We start from the raw sequence: 16,456 nt of genomic DNA on the forward strand, positions 1-16,456 counted from the left end.
GGGGACGTTGCGTACCGGGCTCAGCCCGGGAAGGAGCCCTGCAGCTCGGCGCGCAGCTCGGGGGTCAGGAGCTGCCCGACGCGGTCGACCAGCAGGGTCATCTCGTATCCGATCAGGCCGATGTCACAGCTCGGTGACGCCAGCACGGCCAGGCAGGACCCGTCGCTGATCGACATGAGCAGGACGATGCCGCGGTCCATCTCGACCACCGTCTGCACGACGCCACCGGCGTCGAAGCAGCGGGCGGCGCCCTGCGTCAGGCTGATCAGCCCGGACGCCACGGCGGCGAGCTGGTCGGCGCGGTCGCGCGGGAGCCGGTCGGAGCTGGTGAGCAGGAGACCGTCGGCGGACACGACGATGGCGTGCGCGACCCCGGGAACCCGCTCCGCGAAGTTGGTGACCAGCCATCCGAACCGGCTGGGCTGGGTCTGTGACGCTGTCACGGTCTCTCCTCGTCGTGATGGCCGCCCGCGTTGGCGGACTCGGTGGCACCGTTGTCGCCGTCGGCGCGGAACCTGCTCTCGCGCCCCTGACGGACACCCTGCTGGTAGCTGGCGAGCCGGCCGCGCACGCTCTCCGCGCTGCGCGCGGGGGAGACGGGCGGGGCCAGCACCGCGGATCCTGCACTGCCCGGCACGAGCCGCGCCCGCGGCCGGCGCTTGGGCAGCCCCGCCGCGGTGATCTCGTCGGGCCGGTCGGTGGCCGGGGCCGCGCTGTTCGCCGCCCGCCAGCCCTCGTCGGCGGCGCTGGAGAAGCCGCTCGACTCGGCCGCGGTGGCCATCAGCGGGGCCGGCGCGGGCTCGGCCGGTGCCGGCGGCAGCGGGGCCGCGGCGGGCGGCGCCACCGGGGCGGGGCGCGGCGGCGTCACCGGCGGGACCGTCGGCTGCGCGGCGACCTGCGGCTGCGGGGCCGGCGGCTGCTGTGCCGACACCTGCGGGGCCGGGGACTGCTGCGCCGGGGCCTGCGGGGCGTGCTGCTGCGGGGCCGGGGACTGCTGCGGCGCGGCCGGCGGGAGCGACGGCGGAGCCGGCGGACCGCCGGCGGGCCGGGCGAGCGGCTGGGGCCGCTGCGGCGCGGCCGGCGGCAGCGCCGAGGCCGGGCGCGGACGGCTCTCGGCCGCGGGACCCGCGGAGCGGGCCTCGGCCTCCCAGTCGACCGGCAGCGGCCGGTTCGACCGGAACCAGGCGGACGCGATCTCCTCGAAGATCGGGGTCGTCTCGCCGAGCTCGAACCCGGTGCCCTCGGGCCGCCCGTTCGCCCCCGGCGCGGCGAAGACCGCCGCCGGCGTCTCCGCGGCGGGAGCCTGCGGCAGGTCGACGGGAGCCGGCACCGCGGTGCGGTCGGCCGGAACGCTGGGCGCGAACAGCTCGTCCGGGCCGCTCGCGGCCGGCTCGGCGGGCGCCTGCGCGACCGCCGGGATCGGCGCCGTGCTCGGCGAGGCCTGCTCGTCGTGCTCGTCCCGACCGGCGTCCTGCGCGTCCTGCTGGACCGTCTCCTGCTGCGACGTCTCCTGCTGGGCCGACTCCTGGGACGGCTCCTGCTGCGACAGCTCCTGCGGGGCCGAGTCCTGCGGGGCCGGGTCCTGAGGGGCCGCGTCCTGCCGGGGGCCGGCCTGCCCGAACAGGCCGTGCTCGGGCGTGGTGGCCCCGGCCTGGTCATCGCCGGAGGGCCCGGAGGTGGCGAACACGGAGGTGTCGGTCTCCGGCCCTGCCGGCTGCGGCACCGCGGCGGCGGGTCGCCCGGGCGACGGACGGCGCTGCGGCAGCGCGGGCGGGGCCGCGGGCGCGGCGCCGTTGCCGGTGTGGGCGACGCCGTTGCCGTTGGTCGAGGGTGCCGGGAGGTGCGGCGGGCCGCCCTGCGGCCACGGGTTGCGCGGCATGGCGCCGCGGGCCGGGGCCTGCTCGTCGTCCTTGCTGCGTGCCGCGGCCGCGGCACCGAGCGCCGCGGCACCCAGGGCGGCGGCACCGGCGGCCAGGCCGAGGGCGCGGCCCCGGCCGGAGCCGTCGCGGTCGCCGTCGTCCGCGCCGTCGGCGTCGGAGCGGTCGATGTCGGTGCCCTCGGTGTCGCCGTCCCCGCTGCGGTCCTCGGCGGGCGCGTCGGCCGGCTCGATCAGGGCGTGCGCGGGGGCGGCGTCCGCGGGCTCGTCGTCGGTGTCGCCGACGAAGGCGTGGCGGGACCGCTCGGGCCCGGCGGGCTGCTCGCCGCGCGGGGGCACGATCGCGTAGGCCGTGGTCTCGGTGTCGTCGTGGTCGCCGTCGTGGCCGGCGGCCGCGTCGGCGCGGTCGGCGTCGGCCGGGCCGCCGGTGCCCTCCCGGCCCTCGTCGGGACCGGTGCGGGACGGGTCCTCGGGACCCTGCCCGCCGGACTTGTCGAGCGAGACGCGCTCGGCGGCGCTCCGCTCGGCCGCGGCGACCTGGTCGCGGCGGGCCTGCTCGGCGGGGGAGGGCGGGCCGTCGGGGCCCAGCGACGAGCCGGGGCGGCGGGTCGGCAGCGCCGGCGGCGCGCTCGAGGAACCGTTGACCTGGGGGTACCCGCCGGGGCCGGGGTCGAAGGCCGTGGCGGGGGTGGCCGGGCCGTCGGAGCCCGTGACGAGCGCCGACAGCGAGCCGGTGCGGCCGCTGCCGTTGGCCGCGCGCTGCGGCGGCACGTCGAACGCGGTGCTGCTGCCGCCGCCCTGCGCGATGGCGGGGACGGGGCGGGCGAGCTCGCGCTCGGTGGTGGGGACGAGGTGCGCGGGCACGGTGACCGAGGCCGTGAGGCCGGTGCCCGCGCCGCCGGCGGACGACGTGGACAGCTGCACCTGGACGCCGTGGCGGGCGCCGAGGCGACCGACCACGAACAGGCCCATGCGGCGCGAGGCCGAGACGTCGACCGACGACGGGCCGCCGAGGCGCTGGTTGGCGTCGGCGAGCTCGTAGTCGATCATGCCGACGCCGCGGTCGGCGATCTCGACGAGGATGTCGCCCTCGGCGGTGCGGGTGGTGCTCATGACCACCTGCGAGTCGGGCGGGGAGAAGTTGGTGGCGTTGTCGAGCAGCTCGGCCAGGAGGTGGACGAGGTCGCTCGCGGCGCGGCCGACGATCGAGGTGGTCGGCGGGGCCTGCACGACGATGCGCTGGTACTGCTCGATCTCCGACACCGCGGCGCGGAGGACGTCGACCATCGGGACCGGCGCGATGTTGCGCTTGGCGAGGTCGGTGCCCGCGAGGACCAGCAGGTTCTCGGAGTTGCGCCGCATGCGGGTGGCGAGGTGGTCGAGCTGGAACAGGTTCGACAGCTGGTCGGGGTCCTGCTCGTTGCTCTCCAGCTGCTCGATGAGCTGCAGCTGGCGCTCGACGAGGGCCTGGCTGCGGCGGGAGAGGTTGACGAACATCGAGCTGACGTTGGTCTGCAGCGCGGCCTGGTCGGCCGCGAGGCGGATGGCCTGCCCGTGCACCGCGTCGAACGCGCGAGCCACCTGGCCCACCTCGTCACGGGTGTCGAGCGGGACCGGGTCGACCGTGACGTCGGGCGCGTCGCCCGCGCGCATGCTCTCGACGGCCTGCGGCAGGCGCCGCTCGGCGACGTCCAGCGCGGCCGTGCGCAGCACCCGCAGCGACCGGACCAGCGCCCGGGCGACCAGGATCGCGATCGTGATGCCCAGGAGCAGGCCGAGCATGAGGATGACGGAGTTGATGCCGGCCAGGTTGCTGGCGCGCTCCTCGGCGGCCGTGCTCTGCGCGACCATGTCGTCGCGGATCACGGTGGCCGGGGTCTGCACCGCGGTCAGCGCGGTGGCGTAGGCGGCGTCCCAGCGGGCCGGGTCGACGACCACGGGCCGGTTCGGCGGCGTCAGCAGGATCTCGCTCTTGACCGCCTGCAGCTCGGCGGTGCCGCTGTCGAGCGTGCCGAAGCGGGCGAGCTGCTCGGGGGTGAGCGCCACCTCGTAGGCGGTGTAGGCCGAGGCCAGCCGGTTGTCGGCGGCCGTGGCGGTGGCCGCGTCCTCGGGGAGGAGCTGGCCCGCGCGGATGGCCGCGCCGAGGGCGGTGTGCTGCACGGCGAGCTGCTCGCTCGCGCTGGTGGTGGCCGTCAGGGCGTCGGCGAGGCCGGCGACGTCGGGGGTGCGGAGCTGGCGCAGCAGGGCGCGCTCGAGGCCGTCGACGCGGGAGATGACGTCGGTGTAGGACTGCTGGACCGCGGCGGCGGGGGCCGTGCCGGTGGCGACGTCGCCGCGCAGCGCGGCGAGCTGCCCGAGCGCGGCCTGCGTCTCGGCGAAGGCGGTGCTGGTGGTGTTGTCGAAGCCCTCGGCGCCCGCGACGGCGTCGACCGCCTCCTGCACGTCGGCGTCGGTCTGGCCGATGCCGATGTCGAGGACACCGCGGTCCTCGGTGCGGCCGGCGGCGACGAAGAGGGTGGCCTCGTCGCGCTCCTGGCGCAGCGCGTCGGAGGCCTCCGCCACCTGCCCGCGGACGTCCAGCAGGCGGTTGCTCGTGCCCAGCGCGGCGGCGTCCCCGGCCTGGTCGGCGATGCGCAGGACGCCCAGCGCGAGCGCCAGCAGCGCCGGCACCAGGCCGATGGCGATGAGCTTCCACGCCAGCGACCAGTTGCGCGGGTTGAGCCGCTCGGACCACGAGGCCCCGAGCTCGGTGGTGGTCACGTCAACGTCCCCCTGAGGATTGCCGGCGACGATCCGGGGAACCTTGACACGGCGGGGTGCCCGACCGCGAGACCGAGGGAGCCGAAACGCTCTCCAGCGGCGGTGGGTGGCCGCCTGTCGCGTCCGGGGAGCAGCGGTCCTGGCTTCGGGTCGGGCATGCGCGCCTTCTGTCGTGGGCGGGGCCGACGGCTCGGTCGGCGTCCGCGTCGTTCCGTGCGACCGATGTCGCGGCGACACGCCCTGCTGGGGAAGGGCGGCGACCGCTCGGGCCGGGTATGATCGTCGTGGGACTCGTGCGTTCTCGCAGATGGTGCGCATGGAGCATAGCCCAACGCCGGCGCCGCCCCCCTCGTCGCGGGGCCCGCCGGACGACCAGCGGGCGCCGTTCACCGAGACGCCGATCACATCCCCGTTCGCCCGGAGGCGCACCCACCGTGACCGATGGACCACTCATCGTCCAGTCCGACAAGACGCTGCTGCTCGAGATCGACCACGCCGACGCCCCGGCCGCCCGCGTCGCCATCGCGCCGTTCGCCGAGCTGGAGCGTGCGCCCGAGCACGTCCACACCTACCGCGTCACGCCGCTCGCGCTGTGGAACGCCCGCGCGGCCGGGCACGACGCGGAGCAGGTCGTCGACGCGCTCGTCCGCTACTCCCGCTACGCCGTGCCGCAGCCGCTGCTCGTCGACGTCGTCGACACGATGGGCCGCTACGGGCGCCTGCAGCTGACCAACCACCCCGCCCACGGGCTGGTGCTCGTCGCGCTGGACCGGGCGGTGCTGGAGGAGGTCCTGCGGCAGAAGAAGATCGCGCCGCTGCTCGGCGCGCGCGTCGACGACGACACCGTGATCGTCCACCCGTCCGAGCGCGGCCACCTCAAGCAGGCACTGCTCAAGATCGGCTGGCCGGCCGAGGACCTCGCGGGCTACGTCGACGGCGAGGCGCACCCCATCTCCCTGGCCGAGGACGGCTGGACGCTGCGCGACTACCAGCGCCAGGCCGTCGAGGGCTTCTGGGCGGGCGGGTCCGGCGTCGTCGTGCTGCCGTGCGGGGCGGGCAAGACGCTCGTCGGCGCGGCGGCGATGGCGCAGGCGCAGGCCACGACGCTGATCCTGGTCACCAACACGGTCTCGGGGCGGCAGTGGAAGCGCGAGCTCGTGGCGCGCACCAGCCTCACGGAGGACGAGATCGGCGAGTACTCCGGGGAGCGCAAGGAGATCCGGCCGGTCACGATCGCGACCTACCAGGTGGTCACGCGCAAGACGAAGGGCGAGTACCGCCACCTCGAGCTGTTCGACTCCCGCGACTGGGGCCTGGTCATCTACGACGAGGTGCACCTGCTGCCCGCACCGGTCTTCCGGATGACGGCCGACCTGCAGTCCCGCCGCCGGCTCGGCCTCACCGCCACGCTCGTGCGCGAGGACGGGCGCGAGGGCGACGTCTTCTCCCTCATCGGGCCCAAGCGCTACGACGCGCCGTGGCGCGACATCGAGCAGCAGGGCTGGATCGCCCCGGCCGACTGCGTCGAGGTCCGCGTCACGCTGACCGACGCCGAGCGCATGTCCTACGCCGTCGCGGAGGCCGAGGAGCGCTACCGGATGGCGTCCACGGCGCACACCAAGCTCGCGGTCGTGAAGTCGATCATCGCGAAGCACCCGGGCGAGCCGACGCTCGTCATCGGCGCCTACCTCGACCAGCTCGACGAGCTCGGCGAGGCCCTCGACGCGCCGGTCATCCAGGGCTCCACCCGCAACAAGGAGCGCGAGTCGCTGTTCCAGCAGTTCCGCGAGGGCGCGCTCCCGGTGCTGGTCGTCAGCAAGGTCGCGAACTTCTCCATCGACCTGCCCGAGGCCAGCGTCGCGATCCAGGTGTCGGGCACGTTCGGGTCCCGGCAGGAGGAGGCCCAGCGCCTCGGCCGGCTGCTCCGCCCGAAGGCCGACGGGCGGCAGGCGCACTTCTACTCCGTGGTCTCGCGCGACACCCTCGACACCGACTACGCGGCCCACCGCCAGCGCTTCCTCGCCGAGCAGGGCTACGCCTACCGGATCGTCGACGCCGACGACCTGCTCGGTCCGGCGCTGCCGGACGTGGGCTGAACCACAGCGGCGGTACCGCCGTTCGGTCGCCGTGAGGTACGGCGGTTGCACGATCGAGTACGCACATCCGGGTGCCCTGGCGTGCGCGCGACCGTCCCACGAGCGACACTCTGTGCACAGGATGTGGCGAGGGGTGAACGTTCCGGTGATCACATGGGTCGCGCTGGTGCTCGGGGTGTGGTGCGCCGCAGCCGTGGGCGCGGCCGTCACGATCTGCCGCGTCATCCGCTTCCGGGACCGCCAGGTGCCCCGGCCCCCGCAGCGGCCCGTCGTCACGGTCCCCTCGCCGCGCCGCGCTCCGGAGTCGGAGCCCGGCCCGCTGCCGGACGCGCACCCCGCGGCCCGCGACCGCGAGGTGCGGGGCCGGGGATGACCACCTCCGGGGCCGCGCCGGGAGGTCGGCATCCGGGTGTGTCGCCCGGGGCGTCCGGTGTGCGATCGTCCGCTCATGCCCTCCAGCGACCGTGACGCGGAGCGGGCCCGCGAGCAGGAGCACGCCCTCAACGCGCTCCTCGCCGAGCGCGACGGCCTCCTCTCCGTGCTCGACCGCGTCCTCGCCCTGCAGGGCACGGCCCGCCTGATCCGTGACGCCGCCGGTGCCGACGCCGGCTTCGTCGCCGACCTCGACGGCCCCAGCCGCGCGGTGATCCGCTGGATCGCCGGCAACCGCACCGACTCCCTGCAGGACCTCGCCGTGCCGATCGGGCAGGGCATCGGCGGGCGGGTGCTCGCGTTCGGGGAGCCGGTGCGGGTCAGCGACTACGTGACCGCGTCGAGCATCACCCACCAGTTCGACGGGATGGTCCGGCGCGAGTCGATGTCGGCGATGCTCGCGGTGCCGGTGCTGGCCGAGCGCGACGGGCGGGTCGACACGGTCGCCGTCGCCTACGCCGCGCTGCGCGGCGCGGGCGAGTTCGGCGACGACGCGGTCGGCGCCGTGCAGGCCGTCGCCCGCGAGGCCGCCCGCGCGCTGCGGCTGGCCGACCGCGCCGAGGCCGGCCGGACCACCGCCGTCGCCGCCGAGCGCCAGCGGATGCAGGCCTCCCTGCACGACTCGGTGGGGGCGATGCTGTTCTCCATCGGCGCCCAGGTCCGCGACCTGCGCACGACGCTGCCCGACAACCCGCTGCTCAGCACGCGCCTTGGGCGGCTGGAGTCGGACGTGTCGGCGGCGTCGCTCGCGCTGCGGGAGTCGCTGCTGGCGCTGTCGGAGTCGAGCCCCGAGCGGGCGCTGCCGATCGAGCTCGCCGAGCACTGCCGCAGCTTCGAGGCCCGCACCGGCGTGCCCGCGCGGCTCGTGCAGCTCGGTGAGGTCGCCCCGCTCGACGAGGAGCGCACCGCGCTGCTGATCGGCGCGGTGCGCGAGGGCCTGCTCAACACCGAGAAGCACTCCGGGGCGGCGACCGTCGTCGTCAGCCTGGGCATGGTCGACGGCGGGGTGCAGGTGGCCGTCGCCGACGACGGGGCGCCCGAGAGCGGCGCGGCCGAGCCCGTCGACGGGGCCGGCCTGGGCCTGCGGATGCTGGCCGAGCGCGCCGCGCGCCTCGGCGGGCGCGTCAGCCTCGTGCACGACGAGGACGGCGGCACGACGCTGCGGGTGCTGCTGCCGGTGCACCGGTGAGCGAGCCTGCGAGCGAACCATCGGCACCGCGCCGGGGCGAAGCCTCGGCCGAGCGCAGCGAGGCCGTGCGATGAGTCCCTCGCGCGTCATGGTCGTCGACGACCACCCGGTGGTCCGCGACGGCGTCGCCCTGCTGCTGCGGGCGGAGCCGTCGCTGGTGGTGGTCGGGGCGGCGGAGAGCGGGCGCACGGCGCTGGAGCGGGCGCCGGGGCTGCGTCCCGACCTGGTCCTGCTCGACCTGCGGCTGCCCGACATGCTCGCCCCCGAGGTCGTCGCCGGCCTGCGCGCGGCGTGCCCGCTGGCCAAGGTCGTCGTCTTCACCGCCCACGGCGACCACCACGGCGTCCAGGCCGCCCTCGACGCGGGCGCGCACGGCGCGCTGCTCAAGGACGCCGCGGCCACCGACCTCGTCGCGGCGCTGCGCCGGGTGCTGCGCGGGGAGCGCGTGTCGGACCCCCGGATGGTGCCGGGCACCGAGGGCCGGGGGGCCGCGCTGGCCCGCAGCGGCCTGACCCGCCGCGAGTACGAGGTGCTGCGCCTGGCCGCGCAGGGGCGCACCAACCCCGAGATCGCCGAGACCACCGGGCTGGCGCGCAACACCGTCAAGACCTACCTGCAGTCGGCCCTGCACAAGCTCGGCGCGCGCAACCGCGTCGAGGCCATCGGTAAGGCGAGCGAGGCCGGACTCCTCTGACCGGCGCCGACGGGTCCCCCTGTCAGCGGATCGTGACTGTCCGGAGATAACGGACGGTCATCTTTGTCCGGACCCCTCTCCACGTGGGGGTGCCTGACGGGTGTGACGGCACACACGATGTGCCCCGCCGCTCCGACCGGAGGCGGCGAGCGAGGGGGCCACAACGTGCTTCGAGAACCACCGTGCTGAGCGCGCGCGGACTGTCCGTCCGCTACGGGCGATCGGTGCAGGCACTGTCGGATGTCGACCTGGAGGTGTCCACCGACGGCGTGCTCGCGGTGCTCGGCGGCAACGGGGCGGGCAAGTCGACGCTGCTGCGCGCGGTGTCCGGCACGCTGCCGCTGCACCGCGGATCGGTGTCCGCGGGCGAGATCGTGTTCGACGGCAAGCGCATCGACAAGCTCGACCCGGCGCTGATCGTGCGCGCCGGCGTCGTCGCGGTGCCCGAGGGCCGCCAGGTCTTCGCCCGCATGACCGTGGAGGAGAACCTGCGCGCGGGCGGCCTCGGGGCGCGCTCGGCGCAGGCCAGGACGTCGGCGCGGGAGCGCATCCAGCAGCTGTTCCCGGTGCTCGGCGAGCGGGCCGGGCAGCGCGCCGGGCTCCTGTCGGGCGGCGAGCAGCAGATGCTCGCGATCGGGCGGGCCCTCATGTCGGACCCGAAGCTGCTGCTGCTCGACGAGCCGTCGCTGGGGCTGGCGCCGCAGATGGTCGGCCGGATCGCCCAGGTCGTCCGCGACATCCACGACCAGGGCACGGCCGTCGTGCTCGTCGAGCAGAACGCCACGATGGCGCTGAAGGTGGCCGACCACGCCGTCGTGCTGGAGGTGGGCCGCGTGGCCCTGTCCGGCCCGGCCGCGGAGCTCGCCGCGAGCGACGACGTGCAGCGCCTCTACCTGGGCGGGCACGCGGAGTCGCAGGAGCAGGCCGAGTCCGAGGCGGCCGAGGCGCTGGCCCACCGCCGCACGCGGACGCTGTCGAGGTGGACGGGATGACCAGCACCGAGTTGCGCACCGACGTCCGTCCGCTCGCCATCGAGGACGTGACGCTGCGGTTCGGCGGCATCACCGCGCTCGACGACGTCAGCTTCACCGTCGAGCCCGGCACCGTGCACGCCCTGATCGGGCCGAACGGCGCCGGCAAGTCGAGCTGCTTCAACGTGATCAGCGGGCTCTACAAGCCCACCGAGGGCCGGGTCCGCCTCGGCGACGACGTGCTCACCTCCCTCACGCCGCACCGGCTCGCGGCGCTGGGGATCGGGCGGTCGTTCCAGAACATCGCGCTCTCGCCGGGCTCCACGGTCCGCGACAACGTGATGCTCGGGCGGCACGTCCTCACCTCCGGCGGGTTCCTCGCCGGCGGGCTCGGCCTGACCCGGCGCGCCGAGCGCCGGCACACCGCGCGCGCCGAGGAGATCTGCGACTTCCTCGGGGTGGCCGACCGGCTCGACGCCCCCGTCGCCTCCCTGCCCTACGGCGTGGCGAAGCGGGTCGACATCGCCCGAGCGCTCGCCGTCGAGCCCACCCTGCTGCTGCTCGACGAGCCCGCGGCGGGCCTGAACGCCACCGAGACCGCCGAGATGGCGGTCACCATCCGCGACCTGCGCGACGCGCTGGGCATCTCCGTCCTGCTCGTCGAGCACGACATGGGGCTGGTCATGGGCATCGCCGACCGCGTCACGGTCCTGGACTTCGGGAAGCGGATCGCCGACGGGCTCCCCGCCGAGGTGCAGGCCGACCCCGACGTCATCCGCGCATACCTGGGCACGGAGGCCGAGTGATGAGCACCTTCCTGCAACTGCTGGTCAACGGGCTGGGCAAGGGCGCGGTCTACGCGCTCCTCGCGCTCGGCTTCGTGATCATCTACAAGGCCACCGAGGTGGTGAACTTCGCGCACGGCTCGCTCGTGCTGATCGGCGGCTACCTGGTCTACGAGCTCAAGGACGCGCTCGGCTGGACGCTGGCCGCCGTCGTCGGGATCACGGCGGCCGCGGTCGCGGCCCTGGTGATCGAGCGGGTGCTGCTGCGCAACGCCCGCAGCGCCGACCACAACAGCCTGGCGCTGCTCACCATCGGCATCGACGTGATCATCACCGAGGAGGTGGTGCGCCGGGTCGGCGCCGACATCCCCTTCATCGGCGACCCCTACGACTCGCAGCCGCTGCAGATCGCCGGCCTCACGGTGTTCCGCACGCAGGCGATCGCCCTGGTCGTCGGCGCGGTGCTGATCACGGCGTTCCTGCTCGCGTTCCGCTACTCGAACTGGGGCGTCGCGATGCGCGCCCAGGCCGAGAACCGCGAGGCCGCGGCCCTGATGGGCATCAACAGCTCCCGCGTGACGGCCACGGCGTGGCTCGTCGCGGGCGCGCTCGCCGGCGTCGCGGTGCTGTTCATGGCCACCCAGGACTTCTCCGGGGCCGGGCTGGGGCGCGGCACGCACGCGATCGCGCTCATCGCCTTCCCCGCCGCGATCCTCGGCGGCCTCGACTCCACCGCGGGCGCCGTCGTCGGCGGGCTGGTCGTCGGGCTCACCGAGGCGCTGTCGGCGCAGTACATCTCGTTCGAGTTCTCCAAGAGCGCGGTGTTCCTGGTGATGCTGGTCGTGCTGGTGGTGAGACCGTCCGGACTCTTCGGGACGAAGGAGCTCAGTCGTGTCTGAGACGATGACCCCGCCCGCCGCCCCGCCGCAGGCGCCGCCCGCCGGGGCGGCCCGGCCCGGCCGCAACTGGCTCAAGATCGTGGCCACGGCCGTCCTGGTCGTCGTGCTCCTGCTGCTGCCGGTGCTCGTCGGCAACTCCGGGGTGGCCTACCTCAAGCTCGCGCAGTACATCCTCATCGGCGTCGTCGGCGGCATCGGGCTGACGCTGCTCGTCGGCCAGGCCGGGCAGCTCTCGCTGGCGCACCCCTTCTTCCTGCTGGTCGGCGCCGTCGGCTACGCGGTGCTGTCGGGCGACCCGGAGGAGTCCGACGACCTCGTCGGGCTCGGGCTGCCGCCGCTGGTCGGCGTCATCGGGGCCGTGGCGCTCTGCGGGCTGATCGGCCTGGCGTTCGCGCCGGTCGCCGGGCGGCTGCGCGGCATCTACCTCGGCGTCGCCTCGCTGTCGCTGGTGTTCCTCGGGCTGTGGCTCGGCCAGTCGCTGGACATGTTCTCCGGCGGCACGTCCAGCGGGCGCAACGCCCCGGTGTTCGAGCTGTTCGGGTTCGAGTTCGCCAACTCCCAACCCGCCCCCACCATCGCGGGCGTCGCCATCCAGAAGCAGCAGCGCCTCTGGTACCTGTTCCTCGCGTTCGCGCTGGGCAGCTACTTCCTGGCCCGCGGCGCGGTGAACAGCCGGATCGGCCGCTCGTGGCGCGCGGTGCGCGACAACGAGGCCGCCGCCACCGCGATGGGCGTGCACGTCACCCGGGTCAAGGCGGGGGCGTTCGTCATCTCCTCGGCCTTCGCCGGCCTCGCCGGCGTCATGACGGCGCTGTGGCTCGACCTCGTCAAGCCCGACGAGAACGAGTTCACCGGCACCTACTCGCTGACGGTCGCCATCGCGTTCCTCGCGATCGTCATCATCGGCGGGCTCGGCTCGGTGCCGGGCGCGGTGATCGGCGCGGTGCTGGTGTTCGGTCTGCAGCAGTTCTTCCTGCTCGGCTCGCAGCAGTTCGGCTGGTTCGCCGACGCGCAGTTCGGCGGCTTCAGCGCCGTCGTCGTCAGCGCGTTCGTGTACGGCGGGGCGATCGTCCTCGTCGTGCTCTTCGAACCCGGCGGCATGGCCGCCATCGGCAGGCGGCTGCTCGGCCGTCGCCGCTCCCCAGATGTCCCGGCCACCGCCGACGGTGACCGGACCACCCCCCGAGAGGATCGATGATGATCGCAGCACGGAGAGCCGGGCGGTCGGCGCTGATCGCCGGCGTCCTGACCAGCACGCTCGTGCTCGCCGCGTGCGGCAGCACGGCCGACACGTCGGGCGGCACCGAGGGCGCGGGTGGCGTGGCCACCGACTTCGGCGTCACGGACACCACGATCACGCTCGGGATCATGGGCGACACCTCCGGCGTGTTCAAGAACCTCGGCGCGGGTCTGAACGCCGGCAACCAGCTGTGGGCCGACGACGTCAACGCCGCCGGCGGCATCTGCGGCCGCCAGATCGAGATCGAGACCGTCGACCACGGCTACAAGGCCGACGTGGCGAAGACGCTGTACCCGCAGCTCGAGCCGAACGTGCTCGGCATGGTCCAGCTGCTGGGCTCCCCGGTGCTCGCGGCGCTGGAGCCGAACCTCATCGAGGACAACATGCTCGCCGCACCGGCGTCGTGGAGCTCCGAGGTGCTCGACAACCCGGGCATCATGATGATCGGCACCACCTACGACCTGGAGATCGTCAACGGCCTGGCCTACCTGCAGCAGCAGGGCCTGCTGGCCGACGGCGACACCATCGGCCACATCTACATCGACGGCGAGTACGGCGGCAACGGGCTCAAGGGCTCGAAGTACTACGCCGAGCAGCACGGCATCACGATCAACGAGGCCAAGGTGACCTCGACCGACAACGACCTGACCGGCATCGTCACCGGCATGCGCGGCGCGGGCGTCAAGCTCATCGTGCTGACCACGACGCCCGGCCAGACCGCGTCGGCGCTGGCCGCCAACCAGGCGCTCGGGCTCAACGTCCCGGTGCTGGGCAACAACCCGACCTTCGACCCGGCGCTGCTCCAGACGCCGGCCGCGGGTGCCCTGGGCAACCTCTACGTCTCGGCGTCCAACGCGCCGTTCTCCTCGTCGAACCCGAAGGCCGTCGAGGTGACGACCGCGTACAAGGAGGCGTACCCGGACCTGCCGCGCAACGCCGGCATCACCACGGGCTACACCGAGGGCCTCGTGTGGCAGAACGTGCTCGAGGCGGCCTGCGAGGCCGGTGACCTCACCCGGGCCGGCGTCAAGACCGCGCTGGGCACCCTGACCTCGGTCGACACCGAGGGCCTGGTCGACGTGCTCGACTACAGCTCGCCGGGCGCGCCCCCCACTCGCGGTGTCTACATCGCGCAGGTCGACGCGAACGCCGAGGGCGGCCTGACCGAGGTCGCGCCGCTGTTCACCTCGCCGGAGGCGGAGTCCTACAAGGCGCCGTTCCAGCAGGGCTGATCCGACCCGCTCCACCCGCAGGGCCCCGGGGTCTCGACCCCGGGGCCCTGCGGCGTTCCGGGGGCCGGATCCCGGGGTCCGACCGGGGTCCGTCCCGGAGGGCGCGGGGCCCTCCGGGCGGCAGGCTCGTGGTCATGGAACAGAGCACCGGCCCCCTCGCCCCCGTCTCCCGCCCGACCGTCCGCCTGACCCGCAGCCGCGACGACCGCATGGTCGCCGGCGTCTGCGGCGGCACCGCCCGCGCGCTGGGCGTCGACCCGGCGCTCGTGCGCCTGGGCCTCGTCCTGCTCACCGTGTTCGGGGCGGGCGCGGGCGCGATCGCCTACGTCGCCGCCTGGATCCTGCTGCCCGAGGAGGGCGCCGCGGTCTGACCCGCCGGTGCCGGGCGTTCAGTGCCCCTCGGCGTGGCGGATCTCGTGGCGCTGCTCGGCGTACCGGCGCGTCTCGTAGGCCAGCATCACCACGAGGACCGCGGCCAGGATCGCCAGCGACCCGATCGCCGGCATCATCGACGCCGGCGGGACGAGCGCCACGAGCACGCCCGCCACGGCCACGCGCTCCCACTTCAGCACGCCCGCGACCAGGCGGGTGAACGCGACGTGGGCGAGCAGGAACAGCGCCGTGCCGCCGAAGAGGGCGACGAGCGGGAGGCCGTAGAGCGGGTCGCTGAGGGTGTAGTCCTCGTCGCCCGCGACGTGGCCTAGCGCCTTCTTGAGCCCGAGCGACATCATGATGATCCCGATGACCATCGGCAGGTGCAGGAACGAGTAGCCGCCGCGGGCGAGCTGGATCTGCCGGACGCCCTCGGCGGCGTGCAGCGCGCGCTCGGTGATGATCGCGGTGACGTCGAAGTAGGCCCACCACAGCGCGGCGGAGACGGCCAGGGCCAGCATCGACGCGGCGATGATCGGCCAGCTGATCGGCTTCTGCGCGATGCCGATGCCGGTGGCGACGATCGACTCGCCGAGCGCCACGATGATGATCAGGCCGTGGCGCTCGGCGAAGTGCGCCGCCGACGCGAGGCGCCAGCCGGTGCCCGCGAGCATCGTGCCGAGGTAGTCACCGAGGATCGCGCCGACCCACAGCCAGGTCTGCAGCGCACCGGACGCCTGCGACGCCGCGAGCAGCAGCACCGTGCCGGCGGCCATGGACGGCACGAACCGCAGGACCTGCCGGCGCAGGACCGGGTCGCCCGCGCTGACCAGCCAGAACATCAGGATGTGCATGGCCCGCACGAAGAAGTAGCAGGCCGCGAACACGACCGGCCCCGACAGGCCGCCCGGCAGGTCGTCGAACGACTCCGGGATGGTGATCGCGGCGACGAACACCCCGCCCATCGCGACGAACATCGCGACCCGGATGACGCCCTCGTCGGCCTTCACCACGTTGCTCAGCCACGAGTAGCCGACCCACGACCACCACAGCACGGTGAGGATGAGCGCGCCGCGGAACAGGCCGGTGCCGGTCGGCTCGTCGGCCATCAGGTCGGTGACCTGCGTGAGCGCGAAGACGAAGACCAGGTCGAAGAAGAGCTCCAGCGTGGTGACGCTGTTCTGGCCGTTCCGGGCCTCGAGCCGGGCCCGCCGCGGTGTCGCCATGGCGCAGATCGTGCACCACGGCGACGCGCCGTCGCCAGTGCGCACCCCGTCGGTCGCCCCGGGCCGGTGCGCCTTCAGGAGGCGCGCCCGGACCAGTTCGCGAGCCGCTCGGTCGGGCCGGCCCCCTCGCGCGGCTCGACGACCGCCGCGAACGGGACGGGGCCGCCGCGGAACCCGGCCGGCAGGAACCCGCGCGCGGCGTCGAGCGCGACGGCGGCCAGGTCCTGGTCGGCCTCCGGGTCCTGCCCGGTGGCGACGGCGAGGTCCCAGCCGTGCACCAGGGTCTCGTTGAGGTAGCCCCACAGGGCGCCGCGGCCGGGGACGGTGCCCCACGGCACGACGACCCGGCTGTCGAGCAGCGCGTCGTCGCTCCACACCGCGAGGGCCTTGTCGGCCGCGGCGCGGTAGGTGTCCGCCCAGGCGTCGTCGGCCACCCCGGTGATGACGAGCGGCACGGAGTGCGCGTCGCCGCCCTCGCCGACGACGTGGGCGCGCTCGACCGTGGTGACCAGGTGCCCGAGCAGGGCCCGGACGTCGAACTCGTCGCAGGGCGTGGGGGCGTCGAGGTCGGTGGCGCCGGGCAGCAATGTGCACACCCAGTCGATCGCGGCGGCGTAGAGGGGGCGGGGGTCCGTGGTGTCGGTCGTCATGGGGAGGACTCTGCCCGCCATACACGACATCTCC

The 16,456-nt window shown here is 74.6% G+C and carries 14 protein-coding genes; 10 read left to right on the plus strand and 4 right to left on the minus strand.

Annotated features, from left to right (window positions below):
* Positions 1 to 20 precede the first annotated feature (20 nt).
* Positions 21 to 443, minus strand: coding sequence for a roadblock/LC7 domain-containing protein (locus HOP40_RS10565; RefSeq protein WP_172157164.1), 423 nt, complete (start codon positions 441 to 443; stop codon positions 21 to 23).
* Positions 440 to 4,636: a nitrate- and nitrite sensing domain-containing protein gene (locus HOP40_RS10570; protein WP_172157166.1), complete on the minus strand. Its 4,197-nt coding sequence runs from the start codon at positions 4,634 to 4,636 to the stop codon at positions 440 to 442. The genes HOP40_RS10565 and HOP40_RS10570 overlap by 4 nt, the downstream gene beginning before the upstream one ends.
* 434 nt (positions 4,637 to 5,070) lie before the next feature.
* Between HOP40_RS10570 and HOP40_RS10575 the strand changes: the two genes are divergently transcribed.
* The 10 genes from HOP40_RS10575 to HOP40_RS10620 all read left to right on the plus strand — a co-directional run bounded on the left by HOP40_RS10575 (position 5,071) and on the right by HOP40_RS10620 (position 14,545).
* Positions 5,071 to 6,732, plus strand: coding sequence for a DNA repair helicase XPB (locus HOP40_RS10575; protein ID WP_172157168.1), 1,662 nt, complete (start codon positions 5,071 to 5,073; stop codon positions 6,730 to 6,732).
* A 145-nt stretch (positions 6,733 to 6,877) separates the two neighbouring features.
* Positions 6,878 to 7,105, plus strand: coding sequence for a hypothetical protein (locus HOP40_RS10580; protein WP_172157170.1), 228 nt, complete (start codon positions 6,878 to 6,880; stop codon positions 7,103 to 7,105).
* Between the two features lie 75 nt (positions 7,106 to 7,180).
* The gene (locus tag HOP40_RS10585) at positions 7,181 to 8,353 is read left to right on the plus strand and encodes a GAF domain-containing sensor histidine kinase (RefSeq protein WP_172157183.1); all 1,173 of its coding nucleotides are present in this window, start codon (positions 7,181 to 7,183) and stop codon (positions 8,351 to 8,353) included.
* Positions 8,354 to 8,423: 70 nt separating this feature from the next.
* A complete protein-coding gene (locus tag HOP40_RS10590) occupies positions 8,424 to 9,047 on the plus strand; it encodes a response regulator (protein ID WP_172157185.1) in 624 nt (207 codons plus the stop codon).
* Between the two features lie 182 nt (positions 9,048 to 9,229).
* Positions 9,230 to 10,039, plus strand: coding sequence for an ABC transporter ATP-binding protein (locus HOP40_RS10595; RefSeq protein ID WP_172157187.1), 810 nt, complete (start codon positions 9,230 to 9,232; stop codon positions 10,037 to 10,039).
* Positions 10,036 to 10,824 (plus strand): ABC transporter ATP-binding protein, encoded by a 789-nt coding sequence (locus tag HOP40_RS10600; protein ID WP_172157189.1) that lies wholly within the window; start codon positions 10,036 to 10,038, stop codon positions 10,822 to 10,824. Before HOP40_RS10595 ends, HOP40_RS10600 begins: the two co-directional genes overlap by 4 nt.
* Positions 10,824 to 11,702 (plus strand): branched-chain amino acid ABC transporter permease, encoded by an 879-nt coding sequence (locus tag HOP40_RS10605; RefSeq protein WP_172157191.1) that lies wholly within the window; start codon positions 10,824 to 10,826, stop codon positions 11,700 to 11,702. The genes HOP40_RS10600 and HOP40_RS10605 overlap by 1 nt, the downstream gene beginning before the upstream one ends.
* Positions 11,695 to 12,900, plus strand: a complete 1,206-nt coding sequence (locus HOP40_RS10610) for a branched-chain amino acid ABC transporter permease (RefSeq protein ID WP_240157618.1) — start codon at positions 11,695 to 11,697, stop codon at positions 12,898 to 12,900. The genes HOP40_RS10605 and HOP40_RS10610 overlap by 8 nt, the downstream gene beginning before the upstream one ends.
* Positions 12,900 to 14,174, plus strand: coding sequence for an ABC transporter substrate-binding protein (locus HOP40_RS10615; RefSeq protein WP_172157193.1), 1,275 nt, complete (start codon positions 12,900 to 12,902; stop codon positions 14,172 to 14,174). The genes HOP40_RS10610 and HOP40_RS10615 overlap by 1 nt, the downstream gene beginning before the upstream one ends.
* Before the next feature lie 134 nt (positions 14,175 to 14,308).
* Positions 14,309 to 14,545, plus strand: coding sequence for a PspC domain-containing protein (locus HOP40_RS10620; RefSeq protein ID WP_172157195.1), 237 nt, complete (start codon positions 14,309 to 14,311; stop codon positions 14,543 to 14,545).
* An 18-nt stretch (positions 14,546 to 14,563) separates the two neighbouring features.
* Here the strand turns inward: HOP40_RS10620 and HOP40_RS10625 are convergent, their stop codons facing one another.
* Both HOP40_RS10625 and HOP40_RS10630 read right to left on the minus strand, forming a co-directional pair.
* On the minus strand, positions 14,564 to 15,772 hold the full coding sequence (locus tag HOP40_RS10625; protein WP_172157197.1) for a low temperature requirement protein A: 1,209 nt from the start codon (positions 15,770 to 15,772) through the stop codon (positions 14,564 to 14,566).
* A 74-nt stretch (positions 15,773 to 15,846) separates the two neighbouring features.
* Positions 15,847 to 16,422 (minus strand): TIGR03086 family metal-binding protein, encoded by a 576-nt coding sequence (locus HOP40_RS10630; RefSeq protein ID WP_172157200.1) that lies wholly within the window; start codon positions 16,420 to 16,422, stop codon positions 15,847 to 15,849.
* Positions 16,423 to 16,456 lie beyond the last annotated feature (34 nt).

It is taken from the genome of Pseudonocardia broussonetiae (assembly GCF_013155125.1).
GTDB lineage: Bacteria > Actinomycetota > Actinomycetes > Mycobacteriales > Pseudonocardiaceae > Pseudonocardia > Pseudonocardia broussonetiae.

Coding starts and splice junctions, on each gene's coding strand:
- HOP40_RS10585 (WP_172157183.1), top strand. CDS start 7,181: ATGCCCTCCAGCGACCGTGACGCGGAGCGGGCCCGCGAGCAGGAGCAC.
- HOP40_RS10590 (WP_172157185.1), top strand. CDS start 8,424: ATGAGTCCCTCGCGCGTCATGGTCGTCGACGACCACCCGGTGGTCCGC.
- HOP40_RS10600 (WP_172157189.1), top strand. CDS start 10,036: ATGACCAGCACCGAGTTGCGCACCGACGTCCGTCCGCTCGCCATCGAG.
- HOP40_RS10605 (WP_172157191.1), top strand. CDS start 10,824: ATGAGCACCTTCCTGCAACTGCTGGTCAACGGGCTGGGCAAGGGCGCG.
- HOP40_RS10615 (WP_172157193.1), top strand. CDS start 12,900: ATGATCGCAGCACGGAGAGCCGGGCGGTCGGCGCTGATCGCCGGCGTC.
- HOP40_RS10620 (WP_172157195.1), top strand. CDS start 14,309: ATGGAACAGAGCACCGGCCCCCTCGCCCCCGTCTCCCGCCCGACCGTC.
- HOP40_RS10625 (WP_172157197.1), bottom strand. CDS start 15,772: ATGGCGACACCGCGGCGGGCCCGGCTCGAGGCCCGGAACGGCCAGAAC.
- HOP40_RS10630 (WP_172157200.1), bottom strand. CDS start 16,422: ATGACGACCGACACCACGGACCCCCGCCCCCTCTACGCCGCCGCGATC.